The sequence below is a fragment of the Pseudoalteromonas sp. SCSIO 43088 genome, from assembly GCF_023650795.1.
Lineage (GTDB): Bacteria > Pseudomonadota > Gammaproteobacteria > Enterobacterales > Alteromonadaceae > Pseudoalteromonas > Pseudoalteromonas shioyasakiensis.
The window spans coordinates 2,576,492-2,589,684 of sequence record NZ_CP072675.1; the positions used below are offsets into that span (position 1 = coordinate 2,576,492).

Consider the following 13,193-nt stretch of genomic DNA (forward strand, 5'->3'; position numbering starts at 1 on the left):
AGAGGAATTACCTCTATTTGTTCTTATCTTAGATGGCTAACAATAATTATGCAATTAAGGCGAGTATTCAAATAGCGACCACATGCTCTGCCTTAACATGTAAGGCAGAGCAGTCACTTAGTGCTTTATTGGCTATTATCGTTTCGCTCTTGCTTATAAATGAAAGTTTGTTGCGTTTTAAAGCCAAAGCCAATAGGCACAGCATCACTAACAAGTTTAATTTTACCATCTTCAATAACTAAACCTGGACCTTGGATCTCCTGTACTTTCAGTGGATTTTGCTCACCTTTGATACCTGGACCAATGGTTAAAAACTGACTTTGCTCTTTAACCTTTTCATCTGTGTTGTCATCACAATAACCATCGCTATTACCATCAACACAACTGTCACCTACACCAAAATAAAGTTGAGGAGTATCTGGCACGTCATTCGAAGTAGTAAATTTCAAGCTATCATACACTTTTGTACCGTAATGTAAGTGGAAAGCGTATAAACTTCCTGAACCACCAGTTAGTGAACACTGGTTCGCTGTTTCTGTCGCTGAAGCTAGTGTATAAGTGGTGAAATAAGCTACACCACCGATAACTGTACTTGCAGCAAGGGATTTTTCACCAGCAGAAGATAAATTGTAATACCAACCGTGATACTCACCTAACTCAATTTCTAAGTCAGTAAATTTATCCACGTCGTCCAGTGAATTTCCAAATGGATCAGAATCCATATTCATCAAGTCTGCTTGTGTAATTGCTGCGGGTACATCATTACCAAGGAATGGTTGAGTTACCGTATTGATATCACGGATCATGAACAGTTGATCGTTGGTAACAGTGCTCGTTGGTTTAGAGCGGTTACCACTACCTATTAGCACAGCATCAAATGGCGTATCAATTCGTGTAGTTACTGTTTCACCATTAACAGATGTTTCTGATACTTTGCTGAACATAGTTCTTGCAATCAAAGGCTTATAGAAAAAGCGACGATCTTGGGTTGAAAGTGCGCTACCTAAGCTTGCTAATTTAAAATGTGTCCATGGGTTTTCTGAATCTGTTGGGCTGTCAGAAGGCATATCAACACGCCACACATCACCGCCCGTATCCGTTGCATATAGCCTATCAATATAGCCATCATAGTCAGAATCTAAGATACTAATATCTGATGCAATACTATGCTTACCTAAAAAGCTATTCTCACTCGGCGTTAATGCCCACACTTTTTTGCCCGTTTGCGCGTCAACAATAAAAATACCACGTCCATGAGTGTCGTCTGTACGAATAACATTGTCTTTGTTTGTATCATAACCCGCGCCAAAAATAAGCACAGGTCTGTCTTTGTAACCATCTAGATTCACATAAGTAACAGAAGGTTTAGACCAAGTTTGCCCTAATTCTTTAAAGTCGCCTGTGCCACCTACAATTGGTTGATCCCACAGTAGACTTGGCGAGTCTGGGTTAGTTATGTCGAGTCCGTAGTAGTAATTTCCACCGCGTCTTAAGCCAAAGAATGCCCAAACTCGGTCTGAGCCATTTACTACGCCATCACTATTTTTATCATCAAAGAATACTGAGATTGGCCCGTCAACACCATAAACCTTGGTATCTGCTTGGTTATCACGAAGTGGCTTTATTATTTTATACAAGCTTCTGGGGATAAACGCCCAGCTTTCACTTAGCACATCATTTTTATCTTGGAACATGTGCAAGTAACCGGCATTAGTGCCTATTAAAACTCGGATATCATCATTACCATAGTCAATTGTTACAGGTTTTGAATGCAGTGGATCACCAAAGATGTCTTTACGCGAATCCGTTGTCGATCCATCTTTGTCTTCATCATCAATATCTAGGCCTCTTGACCAGTTAATAAGGTCTTCAACTTCATCCGGATCAGCTTCAAAATCAACGGCAGCCTTGTCTATAGTTCCATAATGGAATACAACACGATAGCGGGTAAAGTTAAGCATGCGACCATTTACATTTGTTAGTACTTTACGCCCTTCATTCGGCACGCTCGAAGAGTTAGATAAATAAAGATTTACACCACCCAACTCAACTGAATTACCATCAGCGCTTTCACCGCTAGGCAGCCAAAAGGTTTTAGCGTCTTTATCGATTAAACCATCTTCATTTAAAGCAGATTTACCATCTTTATCGATAATTTGATCGCCAGATACTTTTAGCTTTTTCAGATTTCCGCGCCAACGAGCCCCAGTTTTAGGATAAAACATCGCATAATAAATTGATTCGCGGCTGCGTGTTTGGTCAACATTATTACTTGCTATAGATGGCGCCGTGAAAGTATCGTTCACTTCTCGAATTTGAGTAATCGTATTTTTAAGGGCTTCAGAAAGTTGCTCTGCAGTATTGGCATGTAGGTACTTACCGCCACCTTCAGCTGCCGTTTCTGATAGTAAGCGCTTACCATTATCACTCATACCAGAACCAAAACCTATGGTATAGACTCGACCTGTTTCGTGAATGTCTGCCGTCGTTGGCCTTAAATCCACCTCTACATCATCAGTACCGTGAATGATTTTTGCGAGCTTGTGTAAGTAAACACCAGCGATTTTATCATCACTTGATAGAGAGCTACCGAAATACGACTTGTGTAACGCGCTAATATTAGAGTCTTGTTCATTATCAGAGCCAGCTGATGGGTCACCATCTGTCATATAGATAATATTAACTGAGTTATCACAGCGCTTTACTTCTTCAGAATTATCAAACGGTGAAATATATGAATAGGTATACCCAATTCGGGGTTTATTATAACAATCACGATCCCACCAAGGACCTGAGCAAACACGCTCGTAATATGTGTAAGGATTGGCATTTTCTATAGAAGTATCACGTCTAGTGATATCAACTTTTTCGCCGTAGAAGAGACTTTGCCCTGTTATATAAAGATAGGCTTCCCAAAGCGTTTCGGTCAGTGGTGTACCCCCATCGGCTGGCAGCCCCGCAATTGTGGTCTTTAAGGCAGATATATCTGAACCAATACCAGCAAGCACATAGCCACCATTGGTGCTGTTAAAACGCATTAAGCCAAAATCAATGTCATCGTTACCATCAACCAGTTTAGTGATAGCATCTTGTGCAACGCCTAAACGGCTATCACTACATAAAATATAACCACCTGAGTAGCCACAACTGTTACCGGAACTAGTCGAAAAAGCCATACTACCTGAGGTATCAAAAACAATAAGAACCCGAGGTTTTTCATCTAGATTGGCATTGTGATTGACATATAATTCAATATCTTCAGCGTGACCCAAAAAACTAAACACTGCTAAAGAAGTTAGCAGTATACGTTGAGTTATTTTTTCTAAATTCATCACTTTTCTCCACTAACCACCGGTATTGAGGCTAGCCATTTCTTGGGCAACACCTGTGCTGATCGTTAAGGTATGTTTACTCTTAGTGCCATAAGTAATAGTGGTATCTACTTGGACCATGTTACATGACACACCGGCGGTAAAGTTAAATTTACGTGGGCATGGTAAATCTAGCGCACCATTATTTAGATTTGTCATAGTATTAGATGCGCCATCCATATCATCCATACCAAAACCACCCTCAGGTATCTCAGATGCCTTCATTAAAAAAGCACTATTACCACCTGCTGCCGCTTCATTAGCGATAACTTTTTGCACTGTACCAATTAAGCTATTTTCTGCAGTCTCACGCTCTTGAGCTGAGTTTGTAATTTTTATATCTACACTGCTGCTATTCATTAAAGTCACAGCTATACCTGTCACAGCAACGACCATAATCAAAGCAATAATAAGCACAATACCTTGCTGTTTTCGTATATTAGGAACACTGTTTTTTCTATTTCGATTAATTGAAAAGTTTTTCATAGCAAACCTTCGTGTTGATATTTCATCTACATCTCGCCTAGTAATATCTAAGTCAGCAAAACAAAATCAGGTAAAAAGTATTTTTAAATTTAAAACACGCAACCAATTAAGGCTAACTAATTAGTATTATAATAAATACACAACATCATTCCAGTTATTTATTAAAATATTTAAAGATTTAATAAAAGAAAAAGAAGAAAGGTAAAAAAGAAAATTTCAATTAATTTAAAATGTTACAAAGCGCCTAGAATCAAAAGAAAAAATCAACCAACTTACAACAGGTTAAATGTAAACTTTTCAGGACAAAGTTACGACAGGAGATTATAAATACTAGATAACCAGCAATGAAATAGCGATTATAAAAAATTTCCAACCCAGACAAATTACCAGGTTAAAAATACGATTTAAATAAATAAGAAATTAAATATAAAAATTAAGAAAAAAACAGTTTAATCACAAGCTATTATCATTTCTTTCTTGCTTATAAATATAACTTTGATGAACTTCTAATTTAAGTGGTTCCTCATCATAAAGCTGAACATTGCCATTTTCATCAACGCTAGGAGTTGGCCCATTAACTACTTTAGCCTCAATTTTCTCACAGTTTTCAGTACAATTTGGGTCTTTATTTGGTAATGGAAAGATATACACATCACCATTTTCAACATACATAGTTGGTGTATCTGGTAGTTCTGCCGCTGTTGGGGTTCTTAACCAATTATACACTTTGGTCCCATAGTGAAGATGAAATGCATAAAGATAACCTTGCCCTTCTGCAATTGAGCACTGTGAATCCGATGAAGAATTGGTATCTGGTTTATATGTAGTAAAATAAGCAACGCCTCCTAACACGGTAGCCTTCGAAGTTGCCTTTTCACCCCACCCTAAATTATAAAACCAACCATCTTTTTCAGCTAAATCAGCTTCTAGTTCAACAAAGTCTTTCAAACTGTCGGTAACTTTGGCAAATGGGTCACTATTTACATTCATTAAATCTGATTGCCAAATTAAATCTGGTATTTCTTTCTCTTCAAAGCTTCGAGTTACTGTGTTTATATCTCGAATCATATAGAGCTTATCACCGACTTTTAAATTCAATGGATCTGTACGATCACCACTTCCTATAAGTACTGCATCAAATGGGGTATCAATTCTTGAGTAAGTTGTTTCACCATCAAGTGTTGTTTCTGTTACTTTACTGAACAAAGTTCTTGAAACATATGGCTCATAAAAAAAGCGGCGGTTATTATTGCCTAATTTTGCAAGTTGAAAGTGCGTCCAATTTTTTTTGTTGTTTGTTGCTAAGTCAACTCGCCAGATCCCACCACCAGTATCACTTGCATACAATCTGTCAGTGTAACCATCGTAATCAGAATCAAGTAAATGTATGTCTGACGCTATACTGTGCTGCCCTTTAAAGCCACCTTCTGAGTTTGTTAACGCCCAAACTTGTTTTCCAGTTTCTGCATCAACAATGTATAAGCCTCGCCCTTTAGAATCTGTTGAGATTGAATTATCTTTATTCGTGTCGTAGCCAGCACCAAAAACCAATAGCGGTCTATCTTCATAGCCTTTAAGATTGATAAATGTAATTTGAGGTTTAGACCATGTTTGTGCTAGTTCTAAAAATTTTCCATCACCACTTTTTAACGGACCACCCCACATCAGAGAAGGTGAATTAGGGTTAGTTATATCTAAACCGTAATAGCTACTACCACCTCGACGTAATCCGAAAAATGCCCATACCCTGTCATCATTATTAACGATGCCGTCTTCGTTTTTATCATCAAAATAAACGGTTATTGGGCCATCCACTCCATATACTTTTGTGTGTATCTTTTTATCGCGTAATGGCTTAATAATTGAGTACAGTTCCGCAGGCATAAATGCCCAGCTCTCGCTTAAAACATCGTTTCTGTCCCTAAACATATGTAAATAGCCCGCATTAGTGCCAATAAGAATACGAACATCATTGTAGCCATAATCTATCGTAACAGGCTTAGAGTGCAGTACATCACCAAAAATATCATGGCGAGAATCGTCTGTTGAACCGTCCTGATCTTCATCATCAACATCAAGTCCACGAGACCAATTAATAAGATCAAAGACTTCATCTGGGTCTGCTTCAAAATCAACGGCAGCCTTAAATCGATTTACATAATGGAAAATAACTCTATAAACCGTAAAATTGAGCATTCGACCGCCCGATAAGTTGGTGATCACTTTCCGGCCTTTATTTGGAATACTCGATTGTTCAGCTAAATAAGCGTTTACGCCTCCTTTTTCAACGGAACCACCATCAGCAATGAGGTTGCTATTAGATTGCCAATATGTTTTTGCTGTTGATAAAATCGCCCCATCATTATCAAGGGCAGAGTCAAAGTTAGCATCAACTACGACACCACTGGATACTTTTAGCTTTTTAAGGTTCCCTCGCCATCGAGCATCGTTTGAAGGTAGAAACATAGGATAATAAACTGCATCACGGTGCGATAATTTATCTGAATTATTTGATGCTACCGCTGGCGAAGAAAATGTTGAGTTAACCTTTCTTATATTGTCGACAACATAATCAAATGCCTCACTTAACTCTTCTGGAGACTCTGCGAAAATATAATCACCACCACCATTATCAGCAGTCGCCTGTAAAATATCTCCTGCGTTTTTAACTAAGCCTTTACCAAAACCTATCGTGTAAACATTTGCGCCATCTACAACACTTGTTGCAGGGTATATATCCCTATTTTCATTCTTTTTACCATGAAGAATTGTTGCCATTGATGGTAAATGACTCTTACCAACTGCTTGAGGTTCAGTACCATAAATACTTTTGTACAGGCGTTTAATATAGTCATCTTGATCAACATCCCAATAAGGCTCACCGTCTGTCATCAATATGATATTAACGCTATTATCACAACGAATTGGATCACCTGAGTACTGCTTGAATGGAGAAATATACTTACCACTTTGTTCTATAGAAGTATCTCGTTCAACGGGATCTACTAAATTAGCATAGGATATTTCGTCGCCCGTTAGGTATCGCCATGCTTCTGTAATAGTTTCTACAAGTGGTGTTCCCCCTTCAAGATCAGTTACATCCCAGTTTCGGATAGTATTTTTTATCTTATTATGATTTGTTCCAATTCCGTGAATAATATACCCACCAGTTCCTTTAATGAGCCGCATTAAACCAAACTCAATATCACTATTGTCGTTAATTAATTTAATCATCGCCTCCTGTGCGACCTCTAAACGACTTCCTTCTGGACATAGTATAAGCTTCCCCTTACTTCTACAGACTTTGCCCGTCTCTATAGAGAATGCCATGCTATTCGATGTATCAAAAACAAGTAAGACCCGTAATTTTTCATCTTCCGCTACTTCATAATTTACATATAGGTCTATATCTTCAGCATAAAGATTTTGGCAAAATACACATGCAAAAATAAAAAATAGGCTGTTTAACTTCATTCTCATACTCGCCTTACTCCATTAATTTCCACTATTTAAGCTCAGCATTTCTTGAGCAATCCCTGTTGTAATAGTGAGGTTATGCTTACTTTTAGAGCCATATTCAATCACTGAATTAATCTCAACCATATTGCATCTTAAGCCTGCAGTATCATCAAAACGTCTTGGGCACCTTAAAGCCATAGGGCCTTCATTTTTGTTAAACATGGTATTAGATGTGTCATTTGTATTACCTAGATCGAGGCCTGTTTCAGGAACTTGCCCTCGACTAAAGAAAAATCGGCTGTTACCTAATTTTTTTGCTTCATTAGCAATGAGGTTTTGTACATCACCAATTAATTCATTCTCTGCCGCTTCTCTCTCTTGAGCGGCATTTGTGATTTTAATATCTACACTACTGCTACTCATCAAAGTCACAGCAATACCGGTTATCGCAATAACCATGATCAAAGCAACGATTAATACAACACCTTGTTGCTTATGCATCATAGTTAAATGCGCCATAAGTTTGCCCCAACATTGTTCAAGCGGATAGTGGTCGTAAATAGTGCGCGTCGGTAGTTATCGTCAAATGTAAGAACGCGGCTATTTGCGTCTTCACCCAATGTATAAGTTTGATTTTTTAACTTAAGGTTTGAATCTGGTAAAAGCGATCTCACAAGTAAGAATACTTGCACTGTCAAAATACCACGGCGATTTTCCCAATCAGTGTTGGTCATCTGGCTGATACTTTTATATGTATCAACACGACTGTTATTTGTAGTATCAAGACCAAACACAAAGTGCATATTTTCTACCCCTTCCATAACCGTTTCAGTTGTCATGCCCCCAGAAGGAGTTAAGCGTTTACGTCTAAGTAAAGGAACAGACACTCTTTGGTCATTAATGGTGTAGGTTTGCTTTGTTATGTAATAAACATGATGTCGATAACGCCAAATCGTAGCATTACCATTTACAGCTGCTGCCGCGATTGGGCCGCGCTGAAACTCAGCAAGCTCTTGCTCAGCAATAAAATAGTAATAGTTATCACTAGTATCAGCAGGTTGAATTTGTAAGCCTTCTAAAAATTTAATTTGCAGTACATCTGTATTTTTCTCAACATTGTTTATACATCCAAGGGCTGAGTTACCGGTTGTTTGCACTGCATAAACGGAGCGAAAGTTACTGGTTGCAGCTGTATCTGGAAAGCTGCCATTATTAAGGCCTTCTGAACAATCATTACCGGGATTTCCTAAACTGTTTGTATTTGCATCCGAAAATGAGTCTTCATAAAACGTGCCCCAAAAACCAATCTGTTCAATATCACGTTGCATGATATTCATAGCCAGTCTACCAGTTTCTTGTAGCTCACCAATTGTCATCGTGTCACGAGTTGTTGATTTCATGCTTATATAGGTAAACATCACCCCGCCGAGCACCACACCTCCGATGAATAAAGCAACCATCATCTCGACGAGAGTAAATCCATTATGCTTTTTCATATCAAGACCTTAAATAAATATAGCTTTGTAGAACAATCAAACGTCGCTTATCGCCTTTAGAACCACAATCAATTGCAGCTGTATCTTTATTAGCACTAAGTTCTTGACGGCCTTGCCAACTGATCACAACCTCAATATTGAATTCGCTGGCATTGCCTGCAGCAACGGGAGTACTACTAATGCACACAGTTGCATCGTCTAAAGCGCCGGTGTTTTCACGAGCCTGAATTGCACGCACCCACTGTTGTTTATCTAATTCTGCCAATTGCTGAGCACTACATGCTGAGTTATAGCAACTCAAACTCGTATTTAGAGCTGTATCACTATCGAAAGTGCCATTATATAACGCTGCAAAGCCAGGTGAGTCGTTCGCTCGCATACGCTGGATAATGTCATTACCAAGTGCTACAGCAGCTGCACGCTGCATAGAATCAAAGCTTGCCTGCTTCGCTTTTGCTTGCAGGGCCACAGCGCCTAATAAACCAAAGCTTAAAATAACAAAGGCAATAAGTACTTCTATAAGGGTAAAGCCTTGCTGCTCAGAATGTTTAATCATGGTAAGTTTCATGGATACTTTTACATACAGTAAGAGTATTACGGCACAAATAAATAACAATCTGTATATGGACGAGCGGTCAAAATGAGCGATAAACGGTACTTAAACTTTGCTCAAAGTTAGATAATGACTAATAAAGAAAGTAATTATTGAAGATAAGATGCTGCAATGAAGATTGTTATTATTTACCCATTACAGCTTTAACATTTTTAAGCTCTCGGCGACTAACTGCCAAAGGCTCCTCAAACTGCTTCATTGTAACAGTATGCCCACCTGAAGATGGCCTATTAAGGCTAACAATATGTTGCTTATTCACAAGTGTATTTCGGTGAATTCTAAGTAGCTGCAGCGGATAGGTTTGCTCTAGTTGCTTTAAACTTTGCTCAACAAGTGCCTCACCTTCAAAAAACACTACTCGGGTATATTTTTGCTCTGCGATACAGCAAACCACATCATCTAAATTGACTCGTCGTATTACACCTGCAAGTTGATAACTAATGTAGTTATTTTCGGGGGCGGTTACTTGAGTACGGTTTAATTTACTCAGTTGCGTCATTGCTTTGATTAATGCCTGCTCAGACACAGGTTTAACTAAATAGCCATCAACAGCGAGCTCAAATGCAGTTAGAGCATGTTCTGAATGGGCCGTTAAAAACATAACTGCAGGCGGGATCGAAAACTGTTTTAGCTCTGCGGCCACTTCAAGGCCAGACTGCTTAGGCATATTAATATCAAGCATCACTAAATCGGGCTGTAGTTGCTTACAAAGTTCAATTGCTTGCTCACCATTACTTGCTTCACCAACAATAGTGCAACCCTCGTTTGCAGATAATAAACGTTTGATACGCGCCCTTGCTAAAGGCTCATCATCAGCAATCAATACTTTTATCATGCGCCCCTCTGCTTTGGTATAACCAACTTCACTCTAAAAATTCCCTCACGGATAGTCGTCGTAAGTTGCGCTTTTTGTTGATAGAAAAGCGCCAAACGTTGGCGAATATTATCCAGTGCCATACCATTACCTGTCCGCGAATGGCTCACTTGTGAAGCTACAGGATTCGTTATAAGGAAGGTATAAGCTTTATCCGATTGATGCATCTCGACAGAAATATTGCCCTGCTCTGCAGGCTCTACACCATAAAATACCGCATTTTCAATAATTGGCTGTATTGTTAAACACGGAATATCAATGTCTGGCAACGCGTCAGGTAATTGCCAGCTTAATGCTAGGCGTTCGCCATAGCGCCAACGTTCAAGTGCCACATACTGCTGGCACAAAGTGATTTCATCAGCAAGCTTTATGGCTTTACCGCTACGCATTGCGGCCTGCGACAGCGCCGCCAGCGCCAAAATTGCTTGTTCAGCCGCCTCAGCATCATAATGGGTAAGCTCAGCAGCAGTGTTTAAACTATTAAACAAAAAGTGGGGGCGAATTCTTGCTTGTAAGGCATCAAGCTCAGCCTGCGCTAACGCTTTCGTTTGCTGCTCTTTTTGATTATGAATAAGCAGGAATTGGCTGAATAACGCTGTGACCAAAAATATGATCAGTAAATTGCTGACAATAAAGCTAACCCTCGACTCCATAGGGAACACATCTGAAAACATTGACAAAAACAGCCAGCTAAAAACATACGTTAATGCCAGTAACGTGAATATCAGAATGAATAGCTGCTTTGAATGTGACAGCTTTGTAAGTAAGGCTCGGCACACATACAGTAACGACAAGCTTGAAAGAAAGATTAGATGTAAAAAGCAACTAAATATAGCAAGGCGTAACCAAACATCACCTAAGCTCATGGGTGAAAAAGCGAGCAAAATAGCGATGACTTGGCTGACGATCAGTGTGGCAAGGACACCGCGAGATTGAAAAAGAGCCGCAATCAGCAAGCCGTTAGAATTAGGCTGTTTGCTCATGGGCTCCTCTTTTAACTGTTGACTACTATTTGCTTAGATTAGCGTAGCTCAACAGGAACGGCAAATACTATGTTCTCTTCTTCACCTGGATTTTCAACAACTTGATTACCACCCAATTCTTTTAGACGAGCAATTACTTGTTGAACTAAAACTTCTGGTGCAGATGCACCTGCAGTCACACCCACTGCATTGACACTGTTGAACCAATCCGCTTCAACATTACTCGCATCATCAATTAAATAAGCAGTGGTGCCCATTTTGTCAGCAAGTTCACGTAAACGATTTGAGTTAGAGCTATTTTTAGCCCCTACTACAAGCAGCACATCCACTTTATCTGCTAAGTCACGGACTGCATCTTGACGGTTCTGCGTAGCATAACAAATGTCATCTTTACGCGGGCCATCAATTGCCGGAAACTTAGTGCGAAGTGCATCAATCACATCTGCCGTATCATCTACAGATAACGTCGTTTGGCTACAGTAAAACAGGTTTTCAGGGTTTTTAACCGTTAGGCCAGCAACATCTTCAGGGGTTTCTACTAAGTAAATACCACCCGCTTCGTTGTCGTACTGCCCCATTGTGCCTTCTACTTCAGGATGACCATGGTGACCAATTAACACGCACTCAGTGCCTTTACGACTTGCGCGTGTTACTTCCATATGTACTTTTGTTACCAGTGGGCAAGTGGCATCGAACACTTTAAGGTCGCGGCGTTTTGCTTCACTACGAACTGCCTGCGATACACCATGCGCACTGAAGATAACAATGCTGTCGTCAGGAACCTGATCTAGCTCTTCAACAAACACAGCACCGCGATTTTTTAAGCCATCAACAACATATCGGTTGTGAACGACTTCATGGCGCACATAAATTGGCTTTTCAAAGATATCCAGTGCACGCTCCACAATGCTAATTGCACGGTCTACACCTGCGCAAAAGCCACGTGGATTTGCTAATAAAATGTCCATTAGCCTGTTACCTCTAAAATATCAACTTCAAAGGTTAATCGCTGCCCTGCAAGAGGGTGGTTGAAGTCAATCGTGACTGAGTCACCTTGGACTTCACGAACAAGACCCGGAAGCTCAGTGCCATCAGGCTGAGTAAAGGCAATAATATTACCTACTTCAGCTGGAGTGTCTGCACCAAACTTACTGCGGTCAACATAATAAATGTTATCTGGGTTTGGCTGACCAAATGCATCTTCTGGCTCTAATGCAAATGACTTACTGTCACCAGCCGCTAAACCGAGTAAACACTTTTCAAAGTTTTCTGTCAGGCTACCATCACCCATTCGCAATTTTGCAGGTTTATTATGTACCTTAGTTGAATCGGCTGCTGAGCCATCTTCTAACTTAATTGAGAAATGAAAGATCACTTCAGAGTTTTCACCAATTACAGCTTGGCTCATGCTTGTTGCTCCTTAGGACTTTCGCCTGTGAAGGCATCAAATAAAAGTAATGCGGCACCGATACAAATTGCACAATCGGCAATATTAAAAACAGGAAAGTGCCAGTTTTCGTAATATACATGCAGGAAGTCAATGACATAGCCATAAGCTATGCGGTCGTATAAGTTGCCAATCGCACCGGCTAATACTAACGCATAAGCAGAACATAATACTTTATTAGACGCTGGTAAGCGTTTCAGCCACCACACTAAAAGCACACTGATCGACACTGCAATCAAACTAAAGAACCAACGCTGCCAGCCACCTGAATCACTTAAAAAGCTGAAGGCTGCACCATAATTATGTACATAAGTGAAATTAAAAAACGGCAGAATATCAATCGACTCTTCGTAGGCCATGGTACTAACGACAAGTGATTTTGTCGCATAGTCTACTACCAAAAGTAGTAGACTAAGCCATAACCAAACCAAGCCACTTTTTCCGGCTAGTTTGCTCACAAACAA

General features: G+C 39.7%; 11 protein-coding genes. All 11 read right to left on the reverse strand.

The genetic code is table 11. The features are described from left to right. Positions 1–125: 125 nt before the first annotated feature. Positions 126–3,332 carry a PilC/PilY family type IV pilus protein gene (locus tag J8Z28_RS11975; protein WP_250659489.1) on the reverse strand — a complete coding sequence of 1,069 codons (3,207 nt, stop codon included), beginning with the start codon at positions 3,330–3,332 and terminating at the stop codon, positions 126–128. Positions 3,333–3,344: 12 nt separating this feature from the next. Further along, on the reverse strand, positions 3,345–3,857 hold the full coding sequence (locus J8Z28_RS11980; RefSeq protein WP_130166997.1) for a pilus assembly PilX family protein: 513 nt from the start codon (positions 3,855–3,857) through the stop codon (positions 3,345–3,347). Between the two features lie 453 nt (positions 3,858–4,310). Continuing rightward, positions 4,311–7,331 carry a PilC/PilY family type IV pilus protein gene (locus tag J8Z28_RS11985; RefSeq protein ID WP_250659490.1) on the reverse strand — a complete coding sequence of 1,007 codons (3,021 nt, stop codon included), beginning with the start codon at positions 7,329–7,331 and terminating at the stop codon, positions 4,311–4,313. Between the two features lie 21 nt (positions 7,332–7,352). Continuing rightward, positions 7,353–7,835 carry a pilus assembly PilX family protein gene (locus tag J8Z28_RS11990; RefSeq protein ID WP_250659491.1) on the reverse strand — a complete coding sequence of 161 codons (483 nt, stop codon included), beginning with the start codon at positions 7,833–7,835 and terminating at the stop codon, positions 7,353–7,355. Further along, positions 7,823–8,812, reverse strand: coding sequence for a PilW family protein (locus J8Z28_RS11995; RefSeq protein WP_250659492.1), 990 nt, complete (start codon positions 8,810–8,812; stop codon positions 7,823–7,825). The genes J8Z28_RS11990 and J8Z28_RS11995 overlap by 13 nt, the downstream gene beginning before the upstream one ends. Before the next feature lies 1 nt (position 8,813). Beyond that, a complete protein-coding gene (pilV, locus tag J8Z28_RS12000; RefSeq protein ID WP_062564361.1) occupies positions 8,814–9,368 on the reverse strand; it encodes a type IV pilus modification protein PilV in 555 nt (184 codons plus the stop codon). 181 nt (positions 9,369–9,549) lie between these two features. Continuing rightward, the gene (locus tag J8Z28_RS12005; RefSeq protein WP_350338373.1) at positions 9,550–10,260 is read right to left on the reverse strand and encodes a LytR/AlgR family response regulator transcription factor; all 711 of its coding nucleotides are present in this window, start codon (positions 10,258–10,260) and stop codon (positions 9,550–9,552) included. Continuing rightward, positions 10,257–11,282, reverse strand: coding sequence for a sensor histidine kinase (locus J8Z28_RS12010; protein ID WP_250659493.1), 1,026 nt, complete (start codon positions 11,280–11,282; stop codon positions 10,257–10,259). Before J8Z28_RS12010 ends, J8Z28_RS12005 begins: the two co-directional genes overlap by 4 nt. A gap of 38 nt (positions 11,283–11,320) precedes the next feature. Continuing rightward, on the reverse strand, positions 11,321–12,250 hold the full coding sequence (gene ispH / locus J8Z28_RS12015; RefSeq protein ID WP_062564284.1) for a 4-hydroxy-3-methylbut-2-enyl diphosphate reductase: 930 nt from the start codon (positions 12,248–12,250) through the stop codon (positions 11,321–11,323). Then, the gene (fkpB, locus tag J8Z28_RS12020) at positions 12,250–12,690 is read right to left on the reverse strand and encodes an FKBP-type peptidyl-prolyl cis-trans isomerase (RefSeq protein WP_239963899.1); all 441 of its coding nucleotides are present in this window, start codon (positions 12,688–12,690) and stop codon (positions 12,250–12,252) included. The genes ispH and fkpB overlap by 1 nt, the downstream gene beginning before the upstream one ends. Next, entirely contained in the window at positions 12,687–13,187 is a 501-nt protein-coding gene (gene lspA, locus J8Z28_RS12025) for a signal peptidase II (RefSeq protein WP_054561910.1), read from the reverse strand. The genes fkpB and lspA overlap by 4 nt, the downstream gene beginning before the upstream one ends. Positions 13,188–13,193: the final 6 nt, after the last annotated feature.

What these genes read in the sequence shown, in the direction of transcription:
- J8Z28_RS11975 (WP_250659489.1), bottom strand. Translation starts at nt 3,332, where the DNA reads ATGAATTTAGAAAAAATAACTCAACGTATACTGCTAACTTCTTTAGCA.
- J8Z28_RS11980 (WP_130166997.1), bottom strand. Translation starts at nt 3,857, where the DNA reads ATGAAAAACTTTTCAATTAATCGAAATAGAAAAAACAGTGTTCCTAAT.
- J8Z28_RS11985 (WP_250659490.1), bottom strand. Translation starts at nt 7,331, where the DNA reads ATGAAGTTAAACAGCCTATTTTTTATTTTTGCATGTGTATTTTGCCAA.
- J8Z28_RS11990 (WP_250659491.1), bottom strand. Translation starts at nt 7,835, where the DNA reads ATGGCGCATTTAACTATGATGCATAAGCAACAAGGTGTTGTATTAATC.
- J8Z28_RS11995 (WP_250659492.1), bottom strand. Translation starts at nt 8,812, where the DNA reads ATGAAAAAGCATAATGGATTTACTCTCGTCGAGATGATGGTTGCTTTA.
- pilV (WP_062564361.1), bottom strand. Translation starts at nt 9,368, where the DNA reads ATGATTAAACATTCTGAGCAGCAAGGCTTTACCCTTATAGAAGTACTT.
- J8Z28_RS12005 (WP_350338373.1), bottom strand. Translation starts at nt 10,260, where the DNA reads ATGATAAAAGTATTGATTGCTGATGATGAGCCTTTAGCAAGGGCGCGT.
- J8Z28_RS12010 (WP_250659493.1), bottom strand. Translation starts at nt 11,282, where the DNA reads ATGAGCAAACAGCCTAATTCTAACGGCTTGCTGATTGCGGCTCTTTTT.
- ispH (WP_062564284.1), bottom strand. Translation starts at nt 12,250, where the DNA reads ATGGACATTTTATTAGCAAATCCACGTGGCTTTTGCGCAGGTGTAGAC.
- fkpB (WP_239963899.1), bottom strand. Translation starts at nt 12,690, where the DNA reads ATGAGCCAAGCTGTAATTGGTGAAAACTCTGAAGTGATCTTTCATTTC.